At 70.7% G+C, this 25,908-nt stretch carries 20 protein-coding genes; 14 read left to right on the top strand and 6 right to left on the bottom strand.

Going from position 1 to position 25,908, the window contains the following annotated elements; translation table 11 throughout:
• The first annotated feature begins 298 nt into the window (after positions 1 to 298).
• From ASF71_RS12300 to ASF71_RS12325, 6 genes are read left to right on the top strand one after another with little or no spacing between them, the layout of a single operon-like run.
• Positions 299 to 880 (top strand): hypothetical protein, encoded by a 582-nt coding sequence (locus ASF71_RS12300; protein WP_056300306.1) that lies wholly within the window; start codon positions 299 to 301, stop codon positions 878 to 880.
• Entirely contained in the window at positions 867 to 2,411 is a 1,545-nt protein-coding gene (locus ASF71_RS12305) for a GMC family oxidoreductase (protein WP_056300308.1), read from the top strand. Before ASF71_RS12300 ends, ASF71_RS12305 begins: the two co-directional genes overlap by 14 nt.
• A complete protein-coding gene (locus ASF71_RS12310) occupies positions 2,408 to 3,511 on the top strand; it encodes a Gfo/Idh/MocA family protein (protein ID WP_056300312.1) in 1,104 nt (367 codons plus the stop codon). Before ASF71_RS12305 ends, ASF71_RS12310 begins: the two co-directional genes overlap by 4 nt.
• 5 nt (positions 3,512 to 3,516) lie before the next feature.
• Positions 3,517 to 4,881: a family 1 glycosylhydrolase gene (locus ASF71_RS12315; RefSeq protein ID WP_056300315.1), complete on the top strand. Its 1,365-nt coding sequence runs from the start codon at positions 3,517 to 3,519 to the stop codon at positions 4,879 to 4,881.
• Positions 4,878 to 5,612: an alpha/beta fold hydrolase gene (locus ASF71_RS12320; protein WP_056300318.1), complete on the top strand. Its 735-nt coding sequence runs from the start codon at positions 4,878 to 4,880 to the stop codon at positions 5,610 to 5,612. The genes ASF71_RS12315 and ASF71_RS12320 overlap by 4 nt, the downstream gene beginning before the upstream one ends.
• Positions 5,609 to 7,171 carry an FAD-dependent oxidoreductase gene (locus tag ASF71_RS12325; protein ID WP_056300323.1) on the top strand — a complete coding sequence of 521 codons (1,563 nt, stop codon included), beginning with the start codon at positions 5,609 to 5,611 and terminating at the stop codon, positions 7,169 to 7,171. The genes ASF71_RS12320 and ASF71_RS12325 overlap by 4 nt, the downstream gene beginning before the upstream one ends.
• Here the strand turns inward: ASF71_RS12325 and ASF71_RS12330 are convergent.
• The gene (locus ASF71_RS12330) at positions 7,168 to 8,394 is read right to left on the bottom strand and encodes a cytochrome P450 (protein WP_056300327.1); all 1,227 of its coding nucleotides are present in this window, start codon (positions 8,392 to 8,394) and stop codon (positions 7,168 to 7,170) included. The genes ASF71_RS12325 and ASF71_RS12330 overlap by 4 nt on opposite strands.
• A 73-nt stretch (positions 8,395 to 8,467) precedes the next feature.
• Here ASF71_RS12330 and ASF71_RS12335 point away from each other — a divergent pair, with 73 nt between their 5' ends.
• Positions 8,468 to 9,121, top strand: coding sequence for a winged helix-turn-helix domain-containing protein (locus ASF71_RS12335; RefSeq protein WP_056300331.1), 654 nt, complete (start codon positions 8,468 to 8,470; stop codon positions 9,119 to 9,121).
• A 61-nt stretch (positions 9,122 to 9,182) separates the two neighbouring features.
• Here the strand turns inward: ASF71_RS12335 and rimO are convergent, their stop codons facing one another.
• The 3 genes from rimO to ASF71_RS12350 form a co-directional block, all read right to left on the bottom strand.
• Positions 9,183 to 10,676, bottom strand: coding sequence for a 30S ribosomal protein S12 methylthiotransferase RimO (gene rimO / locus ASF71_RS12340; RefSeq protein ID WP_056300333.1), 1,494 nt, complete (start codon positions 10,674 to 10,676; stop codon positions 9,183 to 9,185).
• Positions 10,677 to 10,811: 135 nt separating this feature from the next.
• On the bottom strand, positions 10,812 to 11,762 hold the full coding sequence (locus ASF71_RS12345; RefSeq protein WP_056300336.1) for a DUF808 domain-containing protein: 951 nt from the start codon (positions 11,760 to 11,762) through the stop codon (positions 10,812 to 10,814).
• Between the two features lie 161 nt (positions 11,763 to 11,923).
• Positions 11,924 to 13,066, bottom strand: coding sequence for a hypothetical protein (locus ASF71_RS12350; RefSeq protein WP_082505983.1), 1,143 nt, complete (start codon positions 13,064 to 13,066; stop codon positions 11,924 to 11,926).
• A gap of 90 nt (positions 13,067 to 13,156) precedes the next feature.
• Between ASF71_RS12350 and ASF71_RS12355 the strand changes: the two genes are divergently transcribed.
• The 3 genes from ASF71_RS12355 to ASF71_RS12365 are packed head-to-tail and all read left to right on the top strand — an operon-like array spanning position 13,157 to position 16,835.
• Positions 13,157 to 15,505 (top strand): acyl-CoA dehydrogenase family protein, encoded by a 2,349-nt coding sequence (locus tag ASF71_RS12355; protein ID WP_235514393.1) that lies wholly within the window; start codon positions 13,157 to 13,159, stop codon positions 15,503 to 15,505.
• Between the two features lie 59 nt (positions 15,506 to 15,564).
• Complete coding sequence (locus tag ASF71_RS12360) at positions 15,565 to 16,236, top strand: PIG-L deacetylase family protein (protein WP_235514397.1); 672 nt, start codon at positions 15,565 to 15,567, stop codon at positions 16,234 to 16,236.
• Complete coding sequence (locus ASF71_RS12365; RefSeq protein ID WP_056300351.1) at positions 16,233 to 16,835, top strand: class I SAM-dependent methyltransferase; 603 nt, start codon at positions 16,233 to 16,235, stop codon at positions 16,833 to 16,835. The genes ASF71_RS12360 and ASF71_RS12365 overlap by 4 nt, the downstream gene beginning before the upstream one ends.
• Here ASF71_RS12365 and ASF71_RS12370 read toward each other — a convergent pair.
• On the bottom strand, positions 16,802 to 17,968 hold the full coding sequence (locus ASF71_RS12370; RefSeq protein ID WP_082505970.1) for a glycosyltransferase family 2 protein: 1,167 nt from the start codon (positions 17,966 to 17,968) through the stop codon (positions 16,802 to 16,804). The genes ASF71_RS12365 and ASF71_RS12370 overlap by 34 nt on opposite strands.
• Before the next feature lie 150 nt (positions 17,969 to 18,118).
• Here ASF71_RS12370 and ASF71_RS12375 point away from each other — a divergent pair, with 150 nt between their 5' ends.
• The 4 genes from ASF71_RS12375 (at position 18,119) to ASF71_RS25125 (ending at position 24,861) form a co-directional block, all read left to right on the top strand.
• The gene (locus ASF71_RS12375; protein WP_056300570.1) at positions 18,119 to 19,318 is read left to right on the top strand and encodes a glycosyltransferase family 1 protein; all 1,200 of its coding nucleotides are present in this window, start codon (positions 18,119 to 18,121) and stop codon (positions 19,316 to 19,318) included.
• Positions 19,311 to 20,453 (top strand): UDP-galactopyranose mutase, encoded by a 1,143-nt coding sequence (gene glf, locus ASF71_RS12380; protein ID WP_056300573.1) that lies wholly within the window; start codon positions 19,311 to 19,313, stop codon positions 20,451 to 20,453. Before ASF71_RS12375 ends, glf begins: the two co-directional genes overlap by 8 nt.
• A gap of 101 nt (positions 20,454 to 20,554) precedes the next feature.
• The gene (locus ASF71_RS12385; protein WP_056300354.1) at positions 20,555 to 22,261 is read left to right on the top strand and encodes a M3 family oligoendopeptidase; all 1,707 of its coding nucleotides are present in this window, start codon (positions 20,555 to 20,557) and stop codon (positions 22,259 to 22,261) included.
• A gap of 389 nt (positions 22,262 to 22,650) precedes the next feature.
• Complete coding sequence (locus tag ASF71_RS25125) at positions 22,651 to 24,861, top strand: bifunctional diguanylate cyclase/phosphodiesterase (RefSeq protein WP_056300356.1); 2,211 nt, start codon at positions 22,651 to 22,653, stop codon at positions 24,859 to 24,861.
• Here ASF71_RS25125 and ASF71_RS12395 read toward each other — a convergent pair.
• Positions 24,841 to 25,896 (bottom strand): chemotaxis protein CheB, encoded by a 1,056-nt coding sequence (locus ASF71_RS12395; RefSeq protein WP_082505985.1) that lies wholly within the window; start codon positions 25,894 to 25,896, stop codon positions 24,841 to 24,843. The genes ASF71_RS25125 and ASF71_RS12395 overlap by 21 nt on opposite strands.
• Between the last annotated feature and the right edge of the window lie 12 nt (positions 25,897 to 25,908).

Here is a 25,908-nt window from a genome sequence, read left to right on the forward strand (position 1 = left end):
CTCGAAGGGTTCTCCGTCTTGCGAACGCTTCTACCCAGAGTCTGCTCCCCGGGGTGGGGGCGGCATGTCCTCTGTGGCGCAGCTCACGCAGGAATATTTTCGGGGCCGGAAGGGCGGTTCACAGGAAAGCTGGTCAGGCCCTGAAATCATCTAGACAGGTTCAACATCAAACGTGACGACTTTCAGGTGACCACCAGAACCGTAAGAATTGCTTCGAAAGCGCTGGAGGCGTGGTCACTAGGCTAGCGGTCATGTCCACTTTTTCACTTTTTCCCGGAACAGTGCTGTGGAGTGAGCTGTGACCTCCACCCAGAATGAACGGGCCGCCGTGCTCGCTCACCTCCACTCGCCCTTCGTGAGTGCCCCGACGCGCCGCGTGCTGCTCGAACGCCTCGACGCCCGCTATGAGCGCCAGTTCTTCACCGAGGCCGAGTTCGCGCAGCTCCGCTCGCTGGCCGTGCGTCTGCTGCCCCACGACCCGGCCGAGATCGATCTCACCGGGACGGTGGACCACCGCCTGCATACGGGCGTCACGGACGGCTGGCGCTACGACGACACGCTGCCCGACGGCGAGGCCTACCGCGCGCTGATCGCCGCGCTGCCCCACGACTTCGGGTCGCGGCCGGAAGCCGAGCAGGACGGAGCGATTCACGCGCTGCAACGGGCGCAGGCCCACGCCTTCGAGGACCTGCTGGCCGAACTGACCGAGGCCTTCATGGCGCACCCCCTGACCCAATACCGCTTCGGCTATGCGGGCTTCGCCGACGTGCCGGGCTGGCCGGCCGTCACGCCCAACACCCTGGAACCGCGTGAGGCCAATGCGGGCCCTGGGAGTGCCGCGCCGGTGACCGGCTGGGAGGCGAGCCATGCCGCACGCTGAGTTGCCCCGTGATCTCGACGTGCTGGTTATCGGTACGGGGGCCGGTGGGTCGCCGCTGCTGGCGCGCCTGGCCTCGGCGGGCCTGAAGGTCGCGGCCCTTGAGGCCGGCGTGCGCCATCCGCCCGAACAGATCGCCACCGACGAGGTCGCGCAGGCGGGCATCTTCTGGATGGACGAGCGGCTCTCGGCGGGCGGCGACGCCGTGTCGTTCGGGCGCAACAACAGCGGCCGGGGCGTGGGCGGCAGCACGCTGCACTACACTGCCTACACGCCGCGCGCCCAGGCCGACGACTTCGCGCTGCACACCGAGTTCGGGCAGGGCGTGGACTGGCCGCTGACCTACGCGGACCTCGAACCCTACTACGACGAGATCGAGCAGTTCATCGGCGTCTCCGGCCCCGCCGAGTACCCCTGGGGCTCGCCACGTAAGCAGCCCTACCGCCACCCCCCGCTGCCCATGAACGGCGCGGCCCGCCTGATGGAAAAGGCCTGCGCCGAGATCGGGATGCGGACCTCGCCGGCCGCCAACGCCGCCCTGAGCCGCGCCCAGGAGCAGGAGGGTTACGGCACCCGCCACGTCTGCACCAACCGCGGCTTTTGCCAGGCGGGCTGCTCGGTGGGGGCCAAGGCCAGCATGGATATCACCTTCCTGGCGCTGGCCGAGGCCCGCGGAGCGACCATCGTGGACGGCGCCTTCGTCACCGGCCTGACGGTCGAGAACGGCCGCGTGACCGGCGCCGAATTCACGCGCGGCGAGGAAAAAGAGTGGCTCGGGGCGCGTGTGGTCGTGCTGGCCGCCGGGGCCATCGAGACGCCCCGGATGCTGCTTATGCAGGGCCTGGCCAACAGCAGCGGTCAGGTCGGGCGCAACTTCATGGCGCACGTCGGCGTGCAGGTCTGGGGACTGGTCGAGGACGACCTGCGCCCCTACAAGGGCATTCCCGGCGGCCTCATCAGCGAGGACACTCACCGCCTGCCGGGCTTGGTCGGCGGCTACCTGCTGCAGTCGCTGGGCGTCATGCCCGTGACCTACGCCACGCAGTACGCGCGCGGCACCGGCAAGTGGGGTCCCGAACTCGTGCGTCACCTGAGCCGCTACAACCATGTCGCGGGCATCAACGTTCTTGGCGAGTGCCTGCCCTATGACCACAACTACCTCGAGCTCTCGGACGAACTCGACGTGCGCGGGCTGCCCAAGCCGCGCGTGCATTTCACCTTCGGCGACAACGAGCGCCGCATGACCGAGCACGCCGAGGCCCTCATGCGCGACCTGTGGGCCCGTATCGGCGCGCAGGACGTGTGGTCACTGCCGCGCGCCGCCCACACCATCGGTACGGCGCGCATGGGCGCCGACCCGGCGACGAGCGTCGTGGACCCCTACGGCCGCGCGCATGACCTCGCGGGCCTGCGCATCTGTGACAACTCGACCTTTCCCAGCGCCCTGAGCGTCAATCCCGCCCTGACCCAGATGGCCCTGAGCCTACGCACCGCCGACGCGCTGCTGAGCGATTTCAAGGAGCACCGCGCATGACCGAATCCAGAGAACAGACCGCCCTGCCGCAGCCCAAGCCCGAGCAGACTGGATACGCCGTGATCGGGCTGGGCAAACTGACCCTCGAGGAACTGCTGCCCGCCTTTGCGGTGGGGCGGGCCTCGCGCCTCGCGGCCGTCGTGAGCGGCGACCCCGCCGAGGCCAGGGCGGCCGCGCTGGCCTACGGTCTGACCGAAGCCGACGCCTACAGCTACGACGACTTCGAGAAACTGGGCGAGCGGGACGACGTGCACGCGGTCTACATCGTGTTGCCCAACAGCCTGCACCGCGAATACACTGAACGCGCCGCCAAGATCGGCAAGCACGTGCTGTGTGAAAAGCCCCTGGCGACCAGCGTCGAGGACGCCGAGGCGATGGTCAGGGCCTGCAAGGACGCGGGCGTGTTCCTCATGACCGCCTACCGCTGCCAGTACACCCCGCACCACTGGGCCGCGCGCGACGCCGTGCAGTCCGGGCGCCTCGGGCAGATCAAGCTCATGCACTCGGTGAACGTGCAGGTCGAGCCCAACGAGGGACAGTGGCGCCTGCGGCGTGAGCTGGCGGGTGGCGGCTCGCTGCCGGACGTGGGGCTGTACTGCGTGAACACGGTGCGCTTCCTGCTGGGTGAGGAACCCTACGAGGTCAGCGGCACCCTGTACTCGACACCGGGAGACGAACGGTTCAGGGAAGTCGAGGAGAGCGTGACGTGGCAGATGCGCTTCCCCAGCGGCGTCGTGGCCCAGTGCGCCTGCTCGTACGGCGCGGCGACGGCCCGCAGCATTGACGTGTTCGGTACCGAGGGGCGGCTCGCCATCGACCCGGCCTTCGACTATCAGAACCTGCGGCTGACTGTACAGACCGGCCAGGACGTGACCGAGGTCCGCGTGCCCCCGGAAGACCAGTTCAGACTGGAGACCGACCACTTCTCGCGTCGGATTCAGGAGGGGTGCGCGCCCTACACCCCCGGCGAGGAAGGATTGCAGGACCAGAAGATCATGGCGGCCATCTACCAGAGTGCCCACGAGGGGGGCCGCCCGGTCGCCCTGGAACGTTTTGAGGGCCGTGACGTGTTCCGGGGCGCGGCGCCCGAGAGGAGCTGAATCCCATGCCCAAGGACAATTTCCTGGCGGCGCTGGAGCGCATTGACCCCAGGGTGAAGGGCCGCAAGGTCTACACCGGCAGCGAGTTCGCCGGGAAGCACGGCTCGCACGGCGAGGGCCAGCCGACCGGTCACCGGGGCAACTTCATGTTCGCTACCGGGATCGAGTGCTCGTATCCGCTCGTGCGCGGCGGCCCCGGCGGCGACAAGGTGCGGCGCGACCAGATGCGCGAGTGCGGGCACTACGAGCACTGGGAACAGGACTTCGACCTCGTGCACGGCCTGGGCATCAAGTACCTGCGCTACGGCCTGCCCTATCACCTCGTAAATCCGGCGCCCGGCAAGTACGACTGGGAATTCGCCGACGAGGTCATGGGCCGCCTGAAGAAGCTGGGCATCATTCCCATCCTCGACCTGCTGCACTTCGGGCTGCCGGACTGGCTGGGCGACTTCCAGAATCCCGAGTTCCCGGCCCACTTCGCCGTGTACGCGGGCGAGGTCGCGCGGCGCTACAGCTGGGTGCGCTTCTTCACCCCGGTCAACGAGATCTACGTGACCGCCCGCACGAGTGCCCTCGACGGTCTCTGGAACGAGGGGATGAAGAGTCAGCGCGCCTTCATCACGGCGCTCAAACACGCAGCGGCGGCGAGCTGCCTGGCCTGTCAGGCGGTCGTGCAGCAGCGTCCCGACGCCATCTTCGTCCAGAGTGAGAGTGCGGAGTACCTGCACGACGCCTGCGCCACCCCGCGCGACGACCTGCGGCTGCACAACAAGCTCAGCTACCTCTCGCTGGACCTGCTGTACGCCAAGCTGCCCGACGCCGAGGTCTACCGGCACGTCCGCGACCACGGCATGACCGACGCCGAGTTCCAGTGGTTCATGTCCTGCGAGCCGCCGGGCCACCACATCATCGGCAACGACTACTACGGCCGCAACGAGCGCATCGTGCTGCCCGACCGCAGCGAGGTACTGGCCGAGGACGTGCTTGGCTGGCACGAACTCGCCTGCCGGTTCTACCACCGCTACCACAAGCCTGTGATGCATACCGAGACGAATACCTTCGACACCGAGCGCAACCCGAGCTGGCTATGGAAGCAGTGGATCAACGTGCTGCACCTGCGCCGGGCCGACGTGCCGGTGGTGGGCTTCACGTGGTACTCGCTGACCGACCAGATCGACTGGGACACCTCGCTCGCCGAGCTCAACGGGCGCGTGAACGCCGTGGGCCTGTACGACCTCGCCCGCAATCCCCGCCCGGTCGAGGCCGCCTACCGTCAGGTCCTCGAACAGTTCGGGCAGATCACGCTCGTGCCGCACGGCGAGATGTTCGAGTTCACGACCGAACCGGCCAGCCTGAAGGTGCCGGTATGACCGCGCCCGCAGCGGGTCGGCGCTGGGCGCTCGTCCACGGCTTCGGAACCTCGCGCGGGATATGGCGGCGGGTTCTGGAAGACCTGCCCGGCGGAGCGCTAACCCCCGAACTGCCGGGCTTCGGCGACAACGCGGACGCTGGCCGCCCCGGCCAGACGACCGCCGACATGGCCGAGTCGCTGGCCCTGACCCTGCGCGCGGCGGGGGAGGGGCCCTACCGCCTCGCCGGGCACTCGATGGGCGGCAAGGTGGTCGTGCTGCTCGCGGCCCGGTACCCCGACCTCGTGGACGAACTGCTGCTGATCGCGCCCTCGCCGCCCACTCCCGAGCCGATGTCGGATGAGGACCGCGCCCGGCTGCGCGCCGCACACGGCGACGCGGCCGCGCTGACCCGGCAGTACCACGACGTCATCCGGGCGCCCGTGCCGCAGGAAGATTTCGACGGCCTCGTGCGCGACGGCCTGCGCGCCGATGCCGAAGCCTGGGTCGCCTGGCCCGATGTGGGAAGCCTGGAGGACATCCGCAGCGAGCTCGGTGGCCTGCGTGCGCCCGTCACGGTGCTGTACTCCGAGGACGACCCGGCGATCACCCCCGACACCATCCGCCGGAAGGTGCTCGGCGCGCTGCCGCAGGCCCGCGCCGTCGCCCTTCGTGGCAGCGGCCACTTCATTCCTCTGGAGCGCCCGCAGGACGTCTTGGCGCTCTTGACTGCCCAGGAGGCGCAGGCATGACCCTTTCCCCCCTCCGTGTCCGGACCGCCGACGTTCCCGACGGCGGCATGGCTTCGTTTCCGCACGGCGAACGCAAGATTCTCTTCGTGCGCGACGGTGACGAACTGCGCGCCTTCGACGCCAAATGCCCCCACGCGGGCGCTGACCTGGGTCAGGGGCTGCGCTGCGGCGCGCGGGTGGTGTGCCCCTGGCACCATGCGACCTTCGACGCCGGCGACGGCCATCTGCTTGAACCGCCCGCTCTGAACGGCCTGAAACGCTACGCCCTGACCCGTGACGGCGACACCTGGGAAGTGGGTGAAGAGGCAGAAGAACCCGCGCGTCCGCCCCAGGGCTCGGCGGACGGCCATACTGTCATCGTGGGGGGCGGGGCCGCCGGATTCATGGTGGCCCAGAGCCTACGCGCAGGCGGCTATACGGGCGACCTGACGATGGTGACGCAGGAGGAACGGGCTCCCTACGACCGCACCGCCCTGAGCAAGGCCTACCTGAGCGGCAAGAAGAAGCCCGAGACTCTGCCCCTGGGCGGCGCCGACTGGGCGCAGAAGAACAGCGTGACCCTGCGCGAGGGGGTGCGCGCCGAGAAGCTCGATCACGCGGCCAGAACCCTGCACCTCGCCAGCGGTGAGGCCCTGACCTATGACCGCGTCGTCGTGGCGACCGGGGCGAATCCCAAACCCCTGAAGGTGCCCGGTGCCGACCTGCCGGGGGTCTACCCGCTGCGCTCCCTCGCCGATGCCCAGGCCCTGCGGGCAGCGGCCCAGGGCGCGCGCGTGGTTGTGGTGGGCAGCAGTTTCATCGGGCTGGAGGCAGCGTCGAGCCTGGTGGGCGAGGGCGGCGCGCAGTCGGTCGCCGTTGTCGGCCAGGACGCCGAGGTGTTGAGCCGCGCCCTGACCCCCCGCGTGGGCCGCGCCATTCGCAGGCTGCACGAGGACAAGGGCGTGCATTTTGTGCTGAATGCCGAGGTCGAGCGCCTGGAGGGCGGCGAACAGGTGGAGGCTGTCACCCTGAAAGGGGGTGAGCGTCTGGACGCCGACCTCGTGCTGCTGGGCATCGGCGTGTCGCCCAACACGGACCTGCTGGCCGACTGGCGGGGTGAGAAGGGCGGGGTCGAGGTGGACGCCGCGCTGCGGCTGGCTCCCGACCTCTATGCCCCGGGCGACATCGCGGCGGCGCCGACCGTGCTCGGCCAGATGCGGGTCGAACACTGGCGCGTGGCCCTGCAACACGGTCTGGTGGCAGCGCAGGCGATTCTGGACGCTCCAGGCGCCGCGCCGATGGACGCGCGCGTGCCGTTCTTCTGGACCCAGCAGTACGGCAAGAGCCTGCGCTACGTGGGCCACGCCGACTCGCTGAACGAGACCCACGTGTGGGGCGACCCCGAGGCCCTGAACTTCATTGAGTTCGCCTTCGCCGGAGACCACGCCGTGGCAGCGAGCGGTATGGGCCGCGACCGCGACCTGATCGCCTTCGAGGAACTGCTTCGGCTGGGCCGCGCGCCGAGCGCTGCCGAAATCCGCGCTGGAGAATTCAGTCTGCCGGAGCGGCTGGGGAGCTAACCCGGCCGGACCCGCAGCTCGGCCGGCCCGCGCAGCACCGTGTTGGGCTTGTAGGGCGGCTGCGGGTCGGTCACGCGTAGGTCCGGGAATGTCTCGGCGATGGCTGCGAAGACCTCCGCGATCTCCAGCCGCGCGAGGCTGGCCCCCAGGCAGTAGTGCGGCCCGGCCGCGAAGGCCAGGTGCCGGGCACTGTTCGGCCGGTCCCAGTTGATCCGCGCGGGCTCGGGAAACACGGCCGGGTCGCGGTTGGCTGCTCCCAGCAGCAGCTGCGTGAACTGCCCGGCGCGCAGGGTATGCTCACCCACGCTCAGGTCGGCGGTGAGCTGACGGCCGTCGATCTGTACGGGCGAGACCACACGCAGCAGCTCGTCGGCTACGCCGGGGTGCCGGGGGTTCTCGGCTAGGGCCGCCCAGGCGTCCGGCTGCCTGGACAGCTCCAGCAGGCCGCCGGGAATAAGGTTGCTCGTCGTCTCATGTCCGGCCGTAAGGAGCAGCACGGCGTTCGACAGCAGTTCGTCACCGCTCAGGCGCTCGCCGCCGTCCTCGGCCGCCGCCAGCGCCGAGAGCAGGCCGGGGCGCGGAGACGAGCGCAGCTCTTCCACGAGGTCGCGGAAGTAGCCGCGCATCTCGCGGGCGTCGGCATCAATGCGGGCCAGGAGGTCGGGCGAGCCCTGCGCGCCGCCCAGCAGTTCGGCCACGCTGTTCGACCAGCGCACGAACCGGGCCTCGTCGTCGCCGCTCAGGCCCAGCATCGCCATGATGACCCGCGCGGGCAGCGGGTGCGCCAGCGTGGCGACCACGTCCACCTCGGCCCGGCCCGACCAGGAGGCGAGCAGTTCGCGCAACAGACCGCGCACGAGGTCGCGCTGTTCCTCAACCACCCGCGGCGTGAAGGCGGCCGACACCAGGCCCCGGAGCCGCTGGTGCGAGGGCCCGTTGCGCCACAGCATCATGCCCTGCAGGAGCCGCGTCCCGTCGGTGGGCGTCATGGCCTCGGTACCCCCGCCGCTGCGCGCGGCCGGCGACCGCAGCACCGCGCTGACGGCCGCGTGTGAGGTCAGAAACCAGCCGTTCCACTCGGGCAGGAACATCAGCCCGCCGCCCAGGTCCCGCAGCGTCTCGTAGTGCGGGTAGGGGTCAGGCAGGAGGGCCGGGTTCCACAGCGCCTCGGCGGCCCGCAGGCGGCCGGGATCCTGGCCGGGAGGTGAAGAGGAGAGTGTCATGATCCAGGGTCGCATTCCTCTACTCGACCCGCAAGCAGGGGCACCGAGTAGGGACCGGCCGTTACCCTGGGGTATGGCGCGCGAGTGGTACACCCTGCACAGCCCGGAGGCGGCCAAGCTGTGCCTGGACCCCGACTATGCCCGGGTGCTCTCGGCGCTCATGCTGCGCCCGTGGGCTGCCGGGCCCCTGGCCGCGCATCTCGGGCTGCCCCTGAACGCCGCCCACCACCGGGTACGGCGACTACTGCGCGCCGGCTTGGTCGTCGAGGATCACCTGGAAGCGCGCCGGGGCCGGCCCATCCGGCACTACCGCGCGGTGGCCGACGCCCTGCTCATCCCCTACGCGCTGACCCCATTGGGCAGCCTCGAAGAGCTGGTCGGGCTGCACAGCGCCGGCGTGCAGGCGCACCTCAACCGCGCGCTCGTGCGGGCCGCGATGGAGCTCGTGCGCGACGAAGGAGAGATCGGGCTGCGGCTGTTCCGCGAGGGGGACCTCGTGGTCGCCGACATCACGCCGCGTGCGGGCGACTTCGACTATGCCGAGTTGCAGGGTCCCGGCGCCCCCGCCCTGTTCGTGACGCTCGACCGCCTGCTCCTCACCCGCGCCGATGCCAAGGCGTTGCAGCGCGACCTGAGCGAGTTGCTGACGCGCTACCAGGGACGCGGCGGCCCGGACCCCTACCTGCTGCGTCTGGACCTGACCCCCGACCTGCCCGGGGGAGACTAGGAGAGGGGCGGAGCAGCTCCCGGAAGGACTCCGGTCTGCTCCGCCCCCACCCCTGCGCGGCTCAGTGCTTGCCGAAGTGCCCGAGTTGCGGCACGTTGGGGCGCCATTCGGGCCGCGCCACGACCTCGCCGAAGAGGTCGTACTCGTCGCTCTCCTCGATGCGGGCCTGCACGATGTCCCCGATCTTGACCTGTCCGGCGAAGTCACCTGCGTACAGGTAGACCTGCCCGTCAATGCCGGGAGCGTCGCCCTTTGTGCGGCCGATGAGGCGGGTGCCGGGGGCGTCGTCGTCCTCGTCATTGAACTCGTCTACGATCACGTCCATCACGCGGCCGACCTTCTCGGCCAGCTTCTCGGCGCTGATCCGCTGCGCGATCTCCATGAAGCGGGCCAGGCGCTCCTGCTTGACCTCCTCGGGCACGGGGTTGTCCAGGGCGCCCGCGTCGGCCTCGTCCACGTCGCTGTAGGGAAAGGCGCCCACGCGGTCGAGCCGCGCCGCCTCCAGGAAGTCCAGCAGTTCCTGGAATTCGGCTTCCGTCTCGCCGGGAAAGCCCACGATGAAGGTCGAGCGGATGGTCAGCTCGGGGCAGATCTCGCGCCAGCGCCGGATGGTGTCGAGCTGCTTGCCCGCGCCGGGGCGGCGCATGGCACGCAGCACGCGCGGCGAGGCGTGTTGCAGCGGCACGTCGAGGTAGGGGAGGATCTTACCCGCCGCCATCAGTTCGACCAGCTTCTCAACATGCGGGTAGGGATAGACGTAGTGCATCCGCACCCACGCGCCCATCTCGCCGAGCTTGACCGCGAGGTCGGTGAGGTGCGCGCGCACCTGTCCTTCCTGGAATTCGCTCTCGCGGTGGCGCACGTCCACCCCGTAGGCCGAGGTATCCTGCGAGATCACGACGAGTTCCTTGGTGCCGCCCGCCACGAGCCGGAAGGCCTCGTACAGCACCGCGCCCGCGTCACGGCTGACCTGCTTGCCGCGCAGCTTGGGAATGATGCAGAACGAGCAGGTGTGGTTGCACCCCTCGGCGATCTTGACGTAGGCGTAGTGCCGGGGCGTGAGGCGCACGCTCGGCGCGAACACGTCGCCGTGGCGTGTGGCCTCACGCTCGGGGACGGCCACGCCCGCCCGCGTGCCGGGGGCCGCGACCGGCAGCAGGCCGGTAAATGCCCCCTGCTCGATGGGCAGCAGTTCGCGGACGTGGCCCATCACGTCGTCCACGGCTTCGCTGCCGGTGATCGCCGCGACCTTGGGGTGACGCTCCAGGATCTTCTCGGGGCGCTCGCCCAGGCAGCCGGTCACGATGACCTTGCCTGTGGCGTCGAGCGCCTCGCCGATGGCCGCGAGCGACTCCTCGACCGCCGGAGTGATGAAGCCGCAGGTGTTCACGATGACCGCCTGCGCGTCCTCGTAGCTCGGCGCGACCTCATAGCCCTCGGCCCGGAGCTGGGTCAGGATGCGTTCGCTGTCTACGAGCGCCTTGGGACACCCCAGGCTGATGAATCCAACTTTTTTCGCGGGGGCGAGGCCCACCGGCTGTTCCTGTACCGTCATCTGTGCTTGCTCCTTCCGCGCACCCAGGCGCGGGGCGCAACATTCAACGTTGCAGTGTAGCCGATGCCGGGGCAACGCGGGAAGGACGCAGGTCACAAGCGCCGCGGCTGACCGCGCCTGTGGCCCGCCGGGCGCTCAGTGGGCCGCCGCCCGGCCGCCCTTCTTGGGCAGCAGGTGCATGACCGCGACGATGATGCCGCCCAGCATCAGCCCCACGAGCGCCGACCCCAACGTCTCGACGAGCCACTCAACAGCCGCCTCGGCAAAGGGGAGAGCGTGCCCGGCCGACACCGCGAGGCCGTGGAAAAAATGCAGCGGGCCACCCACGCCGAACTCCTCCAGGCCCACCAGCACGATGTGTCCGCCCACCCACAGCATCGCAGCCGTGCCCACGACCGAGAGGACCGACATGACGGCCGGCATCCCCTTGACCAGTCCGCGTCCGGCAGCGCGCGCCGCACCCGAGCCGCTCTGGGCGAGCCGCAGGCCGATATCGTCCATCTTCACGATGAGGCCCACGAGGCCGTACACCAGCAGCGTGATGACGAGCGCCACCACGATCAGGATCAGCGCCCGCGAAAAGAGCGGCTCCTGCGCCACCTCGCCCAGCGAGATCGCCATGATCTCGGCCGAGAGGATGAAGTCGGTGCGCACCGCTCCCGAGACCATCTGCTCCTCGTGGGCGGGGGTGCCGACCTCCGCGCCGGCTTCCTCGGCGTGGCCGTGGCCGCCGCCGAGTGCCTCGTAGACCTTTTCGGCGCCCTCGAAGCACAGGTAGGCGCCGCCCACCATCAGGATCGGGGTGATGGCCCAGGGCAGGAACTGGCTCAGGAGCAGCGCCGCCGGCAGGATGAACACGATCTTGTTGCGCAGCGACCCCTTGGCGATGCGCCAGATGATCGGCAGTTCGCGTTCGGGCCGGAATCCGGTGACGTAGCGCGGCGTGACCGCTGTGTCGTCCACGACGACGCCGATGGCCTTGATGCCCGCGCGGCTGGCGGCAGCGCCGATGTCGTCCACCGAGGCTGCCGCCAGTTTGGCAATGGCCGCCACGTCGTCGAGCAGCGCGACCAGCCCGCCGCTCATCGGCTCACCTGGGGCGGGACAGCGTGCGGGAACCGGGCAGAGGAGAGGGGCACCGGTCCACCTTAGCAAGTGCGGAGGGTGGGGCGCAGAAGCCGGCCTACAGGCTTTCTTCCGGTTTCCGGGTCTTCAGCGGTCTCCCCGCGGTGCGGTCCGCCCCTCTTTCAAGGCAGCGCCCACAGCCGCAGCCTGCCGCCGTCGCTGATGGACAGGTACGCGCCGTCGGGGCTGAGGCTGGGGCTCGTGGCCTGCCGGGTATCGGGCAGCGCATAGGCCTGCCACGTGCGCCCGGTCCAGTGCGCGGCGCGGACCTGTCCCCCCGCCAGCCACGCCGCGCGCACCTCGCCGCCGGGGGTCAGGGCCAGGGTGGGGGCCTCGGCACTCTGGGGTGCGGGAAACAGCGCGCCGCCCAGCGGCTCCCACGCGCGCCCGGTCCAGCGGCTCACGAACAGGCGGTCGGGGCCGCCCTCGGGGCGGGGATCGGCCTCGATCCAGGCGACGACCGGGTGCCCCCCGGCGTCGAGCACGAGGTGGGGGTCGGCCGTGAAGGTGCCCGGCGCGCGGTTCACGGCTCCGCCCACCCGGGCCCAGCGACCCGGCGCCGTCTCGCGCTGCGTGAGCACCTGCATGGTGGCAAAGTCGCCCTGCAGATAGGTGACCGTTCGCAGGCCCGCGCGCACCCGCAGGTCGGGGGCGAAGGCGGCCTCTCGCGGGTCGCTGAGCACAGGTCCCGGAGTCCAGGTTCCGTTCTGGCCGCCCTGGGCTTGCCAGTTCAGTGGGCGCACCACGTCGCCCACCGCTCCGGCGGCCGACACGTCGGTCCAGGCCAGCGTGGGCAGGCCGCCCGGCAGGACGTCGAAGGCGCGCGACTTGCCCGCGTCGCTGAGGTTGCGGCGCACGGCGTAGCGCGCTGGGTCACTCCAGGCCGCGCCGGTCCAGGCGCTCATGAGCCAGGAGTCCACATGCGCCTCGCCGCTGTCCTCGGACCAGCCCAGCCACACCTGCCCGCCTGCCCCTTCGCGTGACCTGAGCTGCGCGGCGTTAAAGCGCGGGTCGCCGTTCAGCACCCCGCCCAGCGGCCGCCAGTTCGTCTCTCCCCGGGGCAGCAGCGCGGCGCGGACCTGGGTGGCCTGCGGCGTGCGCTCGGTCCAGGCCAGGACCAGCCCGGCGCCGCTGCGGGCCAGGGTGGTCAGCTCGGCCGGGCCGCCGGTCGCCGGCGACGCCACCTCGCGCGGCGCGGCCTGGCCCGCCCCCGCCTGGGCAGGGCCGAGAAGGAACAGGAGCAGCACGGCAGACACGGCGCGCATCACCCCCGCAGTGTAGGCCGGCCAGCGGAACGCCGCCACATGAACGTTCCCTTCAGAGCGCTTCACAGGGGGTGCGGGATGCTGGACGGCATGACCACCCTGCCTGCCCCGCTGTCCCTGGCCCCTGCGGGGAACGCGCCGCCCACCTTCCGGTCCTTTTTCATGGGGGGCTTCGAGTGCTCGACCCAGCGCCGGCCCTCGGGGCGCCGCATCGACGTGATCGACGCGACGGGGCACGACCGCTTCGCCGCCCAGGACTATGCCCGGCTCGCGGCGGCGGGCCTGCGCACGGCCCGCGACGGCCTGAGGTGGCACCTCATCGAGCGGGTCCCGGGCGAGTACGACTTCACCTCCGCGCAGGCGCAGGTCACGGCGGCGCGCGAGGCCGGCGTGCAGGTCATCTGGGACCTGCTGCACTACGGCTCGCCGGATTTCGTGGACGTGTTCGCCCCCGACTTTCCCGAGATCTTCGCCCGTTTCGCCCGCGCGGCGGCCGAGTTCCTGCGCGCCGAGACAGAGGGCGAACTGTGGATCTGCCCCGTCAACGAGATCTCCTTCATGGCCTGGGGCGGCGGGGACGTGGGCTACCTCAATCCCTTCGCGCATGGGCGCGGCGATACCCTCAAGCGCCAGCTCGTGCGGGCTTCCATCCAGGCGATTGACGCGGTGCGGGCCACCGACTCCGCCGCCCGCTTCCTGCACGCCGAGCCGCTCATCGCCGTGCAGGCCCACCCCGAGCGTCCCGAGGACCGCCCGCACGCACAGGGCAATCACGAGTCGCAGTACGCCGCGCTGGACATGCTGCTGGGGCGCCTGCACCCCGAACTCGGGGGCGGCGAGGCCTACGTGGACGTGGTCGGCCTGAACTACTACCCCTACAACCAGTGGCACCATCACCCCGAACACCACCTGCGCGAGGTGCTGCACATGGGCCACCCGGCGCACCGGCCCCTGCGGGAGCTGATGGCCGAGGTCTGGGCCCGCTACGGGCGCCCCCTCATGATTGCCGAAACCGGCACCGAGGACGACGGGCGCGCCGCCTGGTTCGCCCGCGTGGCCGACGAGGCGCTCGCGGCGCGCGCCGCTGGGGTCCCGGTGGAGGGGGTGTGCCTGTATCCGGTCGTGAACCACCCCGGCTGGGATGACGACCGCCACTGTCACAACGGCCTGTGGGACTACCCCGACGCCCTGGGCGGCCGCGCCGCCGACCCCGCGCTGGCCGCCGCCCTGGCGAGCGCGCAGCGCGCCGAGTCGGGCGAGTCCGAACCCGGTCCGTCTTCCGGTCTGGCCGCGCCGGCCTCCACCGACCCCGGCCGTGAGGCGCTCATCCGCTTTGCCAGGGCTGCCCCCACTGTCGCGGCCGAGGCGGCGGCGCGCGACCGCGACGGTCAGTTTCCGGCAGCGTCCTTCGCCGCGTTGCGGGAGGCCGGGCTGCTCACCGTCACACTGACCTCCGAGGAAGGCGGCCTGGGGCTGGGGGGCGGCGCGGGCCTGCTCGCCCTGCTGCGCCGGATCGGCCGCGAGAGTCTGCCGGTCGCGCGGCTCTACGAGGGGCATCTCAACGCCCTGCTGCTCGTCGCGCGCTTCGGGACGCCCGGTCAGCGCGCCCGCGCGGCGGCCGACGCCCGCGCCGGAGAACTGTTCGGCGTCTGGAACACCGAGGCCGCGCCGGGCCTGCACCTCGAAGAGACCGGGGAGGGCCGCTGGCGGCTGCTCGGCAACAAGACCTTCACTTCCGGCTCGGGCCACGTCACCCGCCCGCTGCTTCCTGCCGAACTGCCGGGCGGCGCCGGCCGGATCCTCGTGCTCTTGCCCGCCCCCGTGCCCCCGGAGCGCTTCGACCCCACCTTCTGGGCGCCGATGGGCATGGGACCTACTGTCAGCTTCCGCGCTGATCTCGACGATCTGGAGGCAGGACCAGACGACCTGATCGGCGCGCCGGGCGACTACTACGCGCAGCCGGACTTCGGCGGCGGGGCGCTGCGGTTCCTGGCCGCGCAGCTCGGCGGGGCCGACGCGGCCCTCATTGCCGCGCGGGACGTACTGCGCGGCCTGGGCCGGCAGGGCGACGACGCCCAGCGCCTGCGCTTTGCCGGAGTCGCGGCCGGGCTGGAAGCCGCGTGGCAGGTCACGCGCCGTGCGGCGCGCCTGCTGGACACGGCGCCCACGGAACGCGCCCTGGCCTACGTGGCCCTGGCCCGGACCGTGACCGAGGACGCCTGCCTGCACGCCGCCGAGGCGACCGAGCGCGCGGTGGGCGCGCGCGGCCTGCTCGCGCCGCACCCTGCCGAACGGGTGATCCGCGACCTGCGCATGTACCTGCGCCAACCTGCCCCTGACGCCGCGCGGCTTGCCCTGGGCGCCTGGGTGCTGGACAGCCCTGTCGTCCCGGACTCGGGCGCCGACCCCTGGGACCCCGACGGGGACGTGGAATGCTGAGCGGCGGGAGTACGGCCGGCCGGGCTCCCGCCGTTCAGCATTCCGCTCCCCTGGACCCCTTGACGCTGCTGGGGCCGGTGTGGGTGGCCGCGCCCCATCCCGACGACGAGGCGCTGGGCTGCGGGGCGCTGCTGGCCGCCCTTACGGCTGCCGGGCGCGAGGTCTGGGCACTGCTGCTCACCGACGGGGGGTTCTCGCATCCCGGCTCGCGGGAGTTTCCCCGCGACCGGCTGGCAGCCGAGAGGGCGGCGGAATGGCGCGCCGGTCTGGGCGTGCTGGGCGTCCCCCCGGAGCGGACCGCCGCCCTGAACTTGCCCGACGGCGCGCTGGCAGCCTGCGACCCGGCGGAGGTCGAGCGCCTGGTCCGCGCCGCCTTCGTGTCCGCGCCGCCCGCCACGCTGCTGCTGCCCTGGCGGCGCGACCCTCATCCCGACCACCGCGCCGCCTGGGAACCGCTGACGGCCGCCTGTCCACCCGGCGCGCGGGTGCTGGGGTACGCCGTGTGGCTGGCCGAGCGCGGCGCGGTCGCCGACTGGCCCGCGCCCACCGAGGCCCGTGCCTGGACGTGGGCGGTGGGCGAGCACCGCGCGGCCAAGGCGCGCGCCGTCGCCGCGCACGCCACCCAACTGGGGCGCGTCACCGACGACCCCGGCGGCTTCACGCTCGCGCCCGAGATGGTGCGGCGCGCGCTTGAGGGCCCCGAGCTGTATTTCGAGGAGATGATGGGATGACCCTGCCCGACCGCTATTTCGAGGACGTGTACGGCGCCAGCGACGACCCCTGGCATTTCGAGACGAGTGCCTACGAGGCCGCCAAATACGCCCGTACCCTCGCCGCACTGCCCCGCGACCAATATGGACGCGGCTTGGAGGTCGGCTGCTCCATCGGCGTCCTGACCGCGCGGCTCGCCGGGCGGGTCGACCATCTCCTCAGCGTGGACGTGAACGACAAGGCCCTGGGCCGCGCCCGCGCCCGCCTGTCTGCCGGCCCAGTGGGCGCGCACGTCACCTTCGCCCGTCGCCGCCTGCCGGACGACCTCGCGCAGCTCGGGGGACCCTTCGATCTCGTGGTGCTCTCGGAGGTCTTGTACTACCTCTCGCCGGACGATCTCGAACGGGCGCTCGACGGTCTGCTGGAGCGCCTCGCTCCTGGCGGTGCTTTGTTGCTCGTGCACTGGACGCCGCAGGTCCACGACTACCCCCAGACCGGCGACGCGGTGCACGCGGCCGTGCTGCGCCGTGTCGGAGCCGGCCTGCGCCATGTCCACGCCGAGCGTCATGGCGACGACCGCGAGGGCTACCGGCTCGACGTGCTGGAGCGGACGGGCTGAGCCGGGTCCGCCCACCCGGCGGACCACAGGGGCGGCGCGGGCGGCCCCAGGAGGCGCAAGGCCGGCAGCGCCGCCCGCAGTTCCGCCAGCGCCTGCGTGACCGCCACCGGCGGATAGGCGCCTCGCCACAGTCCTCCCGCCTCGCGCGCCCAGTGCGCGCCCTCCAGCGCGAGGCCGAAGGTCGGGGCCTCCAGCACCGCGGCCATCTCGGGGCCGTCCACGCGCCACAGCTCCGGCAGGAGAGAGCGGCTGCCCGGGTCGCGGTGGTCCCAGGCCCGGCGCAGCGCCGCCTCGGCGCGGGCCAGGGCCAGCGTCTCGGCGGCGCCGGGGACGGTCCAGCCATCCCCGGCCTGTGCCCACTGCGTGAGCTGGGTCGAGAGGCCCACCGGTACCCGGCCGCTGAGGCGCGCGCTCGTCCAGGCGCGGGCCTGTGGGGTGTGGCGCAGGTGCAGGTCGGCGCGGCGCAGGGCGCCCACCAGGGCTACGTCCTCCAGACAACTCACGTCCGGCACGCCGCCCACTGCCCGGTAGGCGCGCACGCTCAGCGCGAGACTGGCCCCGAAATGCTGCCAGTGCCGGGGCCAGGGGTCGTGGAACACCGGGTCGAGGCGCGCGTGAACCTCGGCCACTGCCTGCCGGTAGGCGCTGTCCAGAAGGTGCGTGCGCCGCGCAGCCGCAGGTAGGGCCGCGCGCTGTGCCGGATCAAGCAGGATGCGCCCCGCGGCGGCGTCGGCTCCGGCGGCCAGGGCGCCGAGCAGGGCGCTCAGCCACTGCGGGGCGGGCAGGGTGTCGGCGTCGGTGCTCACGATCACGCCGTCCTCGCCGGCCAGCGCGGCGGCGTGGTCCAGTACGCGTCGCCGCGCGGCGACGATTCCGGCCTCCCAGGGTGCCAGCGTCACCTCCGTGACCTGTACCTGCAGGCCCGGCGGCGCGGCCTCACGGGCCACCCGGGCGGTGTCGTCGGCGCAGTTGTTCGCCAGAACGAGAACGGTGAAGTCTCTCAGCAGCGCACCGGTGGCGTCCACCTGTTCTCCCAGGGCCCGCAGGGTGCGGGCGATTCCTCCGGCCTCGTCGCGGGCAGGAATGGCGACCACCACGCGGGGGTTCGGGGCAGCGCGGCAGACGGGAGGCACAGACGCTGCCCAGCGTAGCACCGCCCAGCGATGCGGAGAAACCCCGTGATACCGCTATTGCTGATGGAAAGATGAAGGCCCACCGGAACGTTGGACAGAGAGGCGACGCTAAGCTGCACGCAGAAAATAGATTTCTTTTTCAAGGGGACCATCACTGTGTCAATTCCTGTCTTACCTATTAATGCCGAGTCCCCCGCGCTCTTGGTCCTGGCCCACCTGCGCTGGGACTTTGTCTTTCAGCGTCCCCAGCATCTGATGACCCGCGCCGCCCACAGCCGCGCGGTGTATTACATCGAGGAACCGATGTTCGGTGACTTCGCCGATCACCTCGCGCGCCGCCGCGACGAGTCGGGGGTGATCGTGTGCACGCCTCACGTCCGCGCCGGATTTTCGCCGGCCGAGTCGCAGGCCCGCACTGCGGGCCTTCTGGCCGGCCTTGTCGAGACAGAAGGTCTGGAGACCTACGACCTGTGGGTCTACACCCCGATGGAACTGCCGGTCGCGGCCGAACTGCAGCCGCGCGTGGTCGTGTACGACTGCATGGACGAACTCGCTAACTTTCGGGGTGCGCCGCCGGAACTGCGCAGCCGCGAGCAGGCCCTGTTCCGCCGCGCCGACCTCGTGTTCACGGGAGGTCAGCGGCTCTACGAGGCCAAGACCGAGCAGCATCCCAGCGTCTACGCCTTTCCCTCGAGCGTGGAGGTCGGTCACTTCGCCCAGGCCCGCCAGCATCTGCCCGACCCGGCCGACCAGGCCGAGCTCGCCCGGCCGCGCCTGGGATTCTACGGCGTCATCGACGAGCGGTTCGATATCGCCCTCATCGGTGAGCTCGCCCGTCGCCGTCCCGAGTGGCAGCTCGTGATGCTGGGGCCGGTCGTCAAGATCGCTCCCGAGGACCTGCCGCGCGCCGAGAACCTGCATTACCTGGGCATGAAGTCGTACAACGAACTGCCCGCCTACCTCGCGCACTGGGACGTGGCCCTGCTGCCCTTTGCGCGCAACGAGGCGACCGAGTTCATCAGCCCGACCAAGACGCCCGAGTACCTCGCCGCCGGCGTGCCGGTCGTGAGCACCGGCATCCGCGACGTGATCCGGCCCTACGGCGACCTGGACCTGGCCCGTATCGCCGACGGCGTGGACGCCTTCGAGGCCGCCTGCGCCGCCGCGCTGGCCGAGATCGGCACGCCGGCAGGCCAGGAGCGCCGCGCGCGCGCCGACCGCCATCTCTCGACCCTGTCCTGGGACCGCACCTGGGGCGAGATGCGCGATCTCATCGCCCAGGCCGCCGCCGAGCGCAGCTACTCCGCGCAGGGGCAGCCCTTTTCCTACGTAGCAGGTCATGATGACTGATTTTGCCGATGCTCCAGCTCCTTTCGACTATCTTATCGTCGGTGCCGGCTTTGCCGGGAGCGTGCTCGCCGAGCGCCTCGCCGGCACGGGCGCCCGTATCCTGATCGTGGACCGCCGCCCTCATATCGGGGGAAACGCCTACGACCGCTACGACGACGCAGGCATCCTGATCCATCCCTACGGGCCGCATATCTTCCACACGAACAGCAAGGACGTGTTCGACTACTTGTCGCGCTTCACCGCATGGCGACCCTACCAGCACCGCGTGCTGGCAAGCGTGGACGGTCAGCTGCTGCCCATTCCCATCAACCTCGACACGGTCAACAAGCTCTACGGCCTGAACCTGACCTCCTTTCAGGTCGAGGACTTCTTCGCTTCGGTTGCCGAGAATGTCGAGCAGGTGCGGACGAGCGAGGATGTGGTCGTGGGCAAGGTCGGGCGTGACCTGTACAACAAGTTCTTCCGGGGCTACACCCGCAAGCAGTGGGGCCTGGATCCCAGCGAGCTCGACGCCTCGGTGACGGCCCGGGTGCCGACCCGCACGAACCGCGACGACCGTTACTTTGCCGACACCTATCAGGCCATGCCGCTGCACGGCTACACCCGGATGTTCGAGCAGATGCTCGCGCACCCGAACATCAAGGTCATGCTGAACACCGACTACCGCGAGATCGCGCCGCTGCTCGAGTACCGGCACATGATCTACACCGGCCCGGTGGACGCCTTCTTCGACCACTGCTACGGCAAGCTGCCCTACCGCAGCCTGGAATTCCGCCACGAGACGCACGACCAGGAAGTGTTCCAGCCGGTCGGCACGGTCAACTACCCGAACGACTACGGGTTCACCCGCATCAGCGAGTTCAAGTACATCACCGGGCAGGTCGCGCCGCGCACGAGCGTGGTCTACGAATACCCGCAGGCCGAGGGCGATCCCTACTACCCGGTGCCGCGCCCCGAGAACGCCGAGCTCTACAAGAAGTACGAGGCCCTGGCCGACGCCCGCGCGGACGTGACCTTCGTGGGCCGCCTGGCGACCTACCGCTACTACAACATGGACCAGGTGGTGGCCCAGGCCCTCGCCACCTTCCGCCGCCTTCAGGAGCGTGCCGCGAATACTGAGGCGCAGCCGGTCTGAGCTCCGCCGGATGCCGGGGTGTTCCCCCGGGCCGAACGCCGCCTTCCCTGTGGAGGCGGCTTTTTTCCTGACCTCCGGGGTCGTGCTCTAGACTGCCCGCCATGACGGCCACACCTGCTGCCGCCCGGGCCAAGCTCGGGCTCCCCGAATCGTCCCTGCACTGGCCGGCCTACGAGGCGCGCTACAGGGCGCTGCTCGACACCGACCTGGGCGCCCAGGACGTGCCGGCCTGGCTGACGCGCTGGAGCGACCTGACGGCCGAGTTCATGGACGCCGGTGCCAAGCTGTCGGTCGACAAGGACCTGCACACCGCCGACGAAGCGGCGCAGGCCCGCTACCAGGCCTTCGTGGCGGACGTGGTGCCGCCCTCCGAGCGCATGGACCAGGCCCTCAAGGAGAAACTGCTCGCGGTGCCGGGCTATGTCCCCGCGCCCGACTTCGCCCTGACCTACCGGCGTTTCCGTGACGAGGCGGCGCTGTTCCGCGAAGCCAACGTGGACCTGGGCGTCACCCACCAAGAGGGCATGAACCGTCACGCGGTCCTGACCGGCAATCAGCAGGTCGTGCTGGACGGCAAAACCCTGACCATTCCGCAGGCCAAGCAGCGCCTGGACAGCCCGGAGCGCACGGTGCGCGAGGCGGCCTGGCGCGCTCTGGCCGCGAGCAACCTCGGCGTGGCTCCAGAGCTCGACCGTGTGATGGAAGGGCTCATCGAGATTCGCTGGCAGTTCGCGCGCAACGCCGGGCTGGGCAACTTCCGGGACTATGTCTGGAAACAGCTGGACCGCGTGGACTATGAGCCGGCCGACTGCCGCGCCTTTCACGAGGCGGTGCGCGACGAGGTCGTGCCGCTGCTCTCCGGGCTGGTGGGCGACCTGACCCGCGACCTGGGGCTGGAGGGCCTGCGCCCCTGGGACTACAACCGCAACAACCTCCTTGACGCTCAGGGCCGCGAGCCCCTCCGGCCCTTCTCGACCGGAGAGGAGCTCGAAACGCTGTCGGCTACGGCCTTCGCGGGTCTGGACGAGGGCCTCGCCGCGCGCTTCACGCAGATGCGCGGGAGCGGCCTGCTCGACCTCGAATCGCGTCCCGGCAAGATGACGCACGCCTACTGCGCCTATTTTCCCGTGCACAACGAACCCTTCGTCCTCATGAACGTGGTGGGCACCGCCGAAGACGTGCGCGTGCTGTTCCACGAGGTCGGGCACGCCTTCCACGGGTTTTACAGCGGCGACGCGCAGCCCCTGGTCTGGAACCGCTGGAGTCCCATCGAGTTCGTCGAGATTCCCAGCATGGCGATGGAATTCCTGACCCTCGACCACCTCGCGCATGTCTTCTCGCCCGAGGAACTGGCGCGCTACCGCTTTAAGCAACTCGAGGGCGTCATCGCCTTCCTGCCCTGGGCCGCGCAGATGGACGCCTTCCAGCACTGGCTCTATGCCGAGGCGAACGAACACGTCACGGTCGCCGACCTTGATGCCAAATGGCTCGAACTCGACCGCACCTTCCACCCCTTCGTGAACTGGGACGGGCTGGAGGACGTGCGCGCCAAGGGGTGGCACTACTACCACATCTTCCAGGCACCCTTCTATTACATCGAATACGCGATGTGCTACCTCGCCTCGGTCGCCCTGTGGCGCGCGGCCCAGGCCGATCCGGCCGCTGCACTCGACCGCTACAAAGCTGCCCTGCGCCTGGGCAACACCGTCAGCGTCCCCGAGCTGTACCGCGCGGCCGGCGCTGAGTTCCGGTTCGACCGTGAGTACATCAAGGGTCTGATGGCCTTCGTGCGGGAGCAGATGGCCTAACCCCTCCGCCGGGTACCCGGCTGCGTCTGCGGCCCAAATAAGCAGGTCAGCGAGGGCGAGTGGTCTCTACGGAGGCACTCGCCCTCTGTGCGTTCTGCCTGGGCTGGGTAAGGATCAGGAGTTATGCCGCTGACCGCGGCGGAGGAGCACCGGCAAGATGCCTAAACTTCATGAAAATAAGTTCATCTGAATCTCATTCAAACCACAGTCCATTTGAAGAGAGGTTAACAGAAATCTCATCTTGAGGCTTTTCCTACAACTGAGACTGAACTCTATACCAAGCAGGTCGGGTCAGGTCTGTCAGCGCGATGTCAGCATCACCTTTCCACCGACGATCAGATCCCTGCTGCCTCCGGCAGGGTTGAACCGCCTGTGAAACGAGGACGAACGTGAGCGAGTCTCAGAAGACCAGCGCGCTGTGGCGCCTCTCCGACCGGGGCCGGACGGTCCTCAGCACGCTGCTCAGCGAACACGGGATCGACTACCTGTTCGTCCTCGACGGTCAGGGCTCGGTGCTGTCGTGCGGCGGCCAGGCCGGACAGCACCTGCCGGGGCTTGTGCCGCCCTCGGCCGCCCCTACGCACCTGCGCGACCTCATGCATCCCGACGATTACCCGCCGCTCTGGACGCTGCTGATGGCCACCGGCGCTCAGGCCACCGCTGTCCCCACGGCGGTGCCCCTGGGCCCCTACCGGGTCCGGGGACCGGGCGGCACCTGGCGCTGGTTGCAGGGGTCCGCCCTGAATCTGCTCGGGCACCCCGAGGTGAGGGCCACCGTTCTCAGTGCCCACGACGTGACGGCGCTCAAGGCCGCCGAACTCGAACAGGAGGCGCTGGGCACCCTGCTGCGCCAGACCACCGCCGGCCACGCCCTGCCGCAGCTGCTCGAGGGGGTGGCGCGCACGGTAGACGAGCAGCTGCCCCGCCATTTCTGCGCCGTGTTCCTGTGGCAGAGCGGCCTGAGCCTCGCCGCCGCGCCGGGGGCGCCCCACGACTTCGCCGGCCTGTTCCCCCCCTGGCTGGACGAGGCCTTTCCTTCGCCGGCCGGTCCCCGGGCCGGCGCGGCGCTCCCGGCCGAGGTCACTCCGGCGGCCCTCACCGCGCCGCTGCGTCGCCGGGGCATCTGCGAGGTGACCTCCATGCCGCTGCTCGGCCGTCACGGACAGTATCTCGGCGCACTGGCGCTCTACCGTTACGCCGAGGGTCCGCTGGCCCCGGGCGCAGTCGAGGTGCTCACCCACGCCCGGCGGCTCATCACGGTGGCGGCCGAACAGCACCGCCTGAACCGGCAGCTCGACCACCAGGCCCACCACGATATGCTGACCGGGCTACCCAACCGCCGGCTGTTCACCGACCGCTGGCGGCGCACCCTGGGCCCCCGCCGGATGCCGGGGCAGCAGCCGGGGCTGATGTTTCTGGACCTCGACCATTTCAAGGAGATCAACGATACCCTCGGGCACCTCGAGGGCGACGAGGTGCTGCGTCTCGTCGCTGGTCGCCTCGCTGCCTGCCTGCGCCCGCATGAGACCCTCGCGCGGCTGGGCGGCGACGAATTCGGCATCATCCTGCCGCACACCGACGCGCAGGCGGCGGCCGGTCTGGCCCAGCGGCTTCTCGGCGCGTTGTCGCCCCCCCTGCAGGTCGGCGAGGCCGAGCTGTACCTCGGCGCGTCGGTGGGTATTCTGCTTGTGGACGACGACGAGCAGGACGTGCAGACCACGCTGCGTTACGCCGACACCGCCATGTACCAGGCCAAACAGCGCCGCAATACCTTTGTCTTTTTCGAACCCGAGATGACCCGGCAGTCCAGAGAGCGCCTGCATCTCGTCTCGCTGCTGCGCCGGGCGGCCGGGCGGCCTCACGAGACGTTCGGGGTCGTGTACCAGCCGCAGGTGCGCCTCGTCGACGGCGTGACCGTGGGTACCGAGGCCCTGCTGCGCTGGACCCCCCCGGAGCTGGGCCCGGTGTCTCCCGAGCTCTTCGTGCCCCTGGCCGAGGAAACGGGACTGATCGTGCCCATCGGCGAGTGGGTGCTGGCCCAGGCCTGCGCGCAGGGAGCGGCGTGTTCGTGCCGGGAGCCCATGCGGGTGGCGGTGAACGTCTCGGCCCTGCAGTTCTCGCGCCCCGACTTCGTGGCGACGGTCGAGCGCTGGCTGGAGCGCAGCGGTCTCGACCCGGCCCGCCTCGAACTGGAGCTGACCGAACGGGTCGTGCTGGACGACGTCGGCAAGTCGGCGGCGCGCATGGCCGATCTGCGGGGGCTGGGGGTCCGCCTGGCCCTCGACGACTTCGGCACCGGCTATTCCTCGCTCAGCTGCCTCTCGCGCCTGCCCCTGAACACCCTCAAGATCGACCGCTCGTTCGTGCGCGGCCTAGAGACCGACTCGCCCTCGGCGGCGGTCGTGCGCGCCATCATCGCCCTGGCGCGCAGCTTCGGCCTGGGCACCGTCGCCGAGGGCATCGAGACCCCGGCGGAGTGCCGCACCTTACAGGCCCTGGGCTGCGAGACCGGTCAGGGGTATCTCTTCGGCCGTCCTCAGTCGCCCACCGATCTGCCCTGTGCGGTTGCCCGGCGTCCTTCAGCCGTTTTCCCGGTCTAGGTCGGATGGCGACGCGACGCAGGTGTGGTCGCCCAGCAGCGTCTCCCGCAGGGTCGCCGCGCAGCGCGCCGTGCGCCCGAGTTCACTGCGCAGTGCGGCGGCCTCAGCGGCCTGCCCGGTGGTGCTGAACTGCTGGCCGAGATGTTCGAGCAGGAACTGCTTCTCGCGCAGGGTGCGCAGGCCCGACCACAGGCTCTCCTCGGCGGCGCGCCGCAGCTCGGCGATCAGGGTGCCGGCCGTGAAGGCGTGACCGGTATGGCAGCGGAACCGCAGCGTCGCCCCCTCGGTGATCTGGACCATGACCCCGTGGCACTCCGGGCAGGTCATGGGCGAGAGGGGCGCCTGACCGAGCAGCTCTGGGGCGTCCCGCCCGGCGGCGATCTGAAGTTCGGTGTGCAGCCGGCGCCGTTCGTCCTCGTTCATGTTCGGCCAGCCCTGTCGGGATGGAGGCTCGGTGGTGCCGGGCCCGGCGTCGCCCGTGCCCTGGGCCCGGCGCTCCCAGGCCCAGGTGGTCAGGGCGGCCGGCAACTGGGCGGCCCTCAGGATTTCGTGGACGTCCACCTGCCGCACGGCGTTGAGCGGCATCTCGGGCGACTCGGCCTCTTCCGGGTGCTGCACCAGGGCCCGCCCACCCGAGCGCCGGATGGCCCACAGGCCCGACACGCCGTCGTCGAGCCCCCCCGAGAGCAGGACCCCGGCCGTGCCTGGCCCGCCCCGCGCCGCCGAGCGGAACAGCACGTCGATACTCGGCCGCGCATGGTTCTCGCGGGGGCCCAGCGACACCTTCAGGCGGCTGCCGTCCAGCAGCAGGTGATGGCCCGGAACTGCCGTGTAGATCCGGCCCGGTAGGGTGAGCAGTCCATCCCGCGCCTGCTCGGCCGGCAGGGGGCCGGCGCGCTCCAGAATGCCTGCCAGGGCACTGGGCTGGTCCGGCGGCATGTGGATGACCACCACCAGCGCCGCCGGGAACCCTGCCTCCAGCCCCTGCACGAGGTGCAGCAGGGGCTCCAGCGCCCCGGCAGAGCCGCCGATCACCACCACCGGACA

The sequence above is a fragment of the Deinococcus sp. Leaf326 genome, from assembly GCF_001424185.1.
Classification (GTDB): Bacteria; Deinococcota; Deinococci; order Deinococcales; family Deinococcaceae; genus Deinococcus.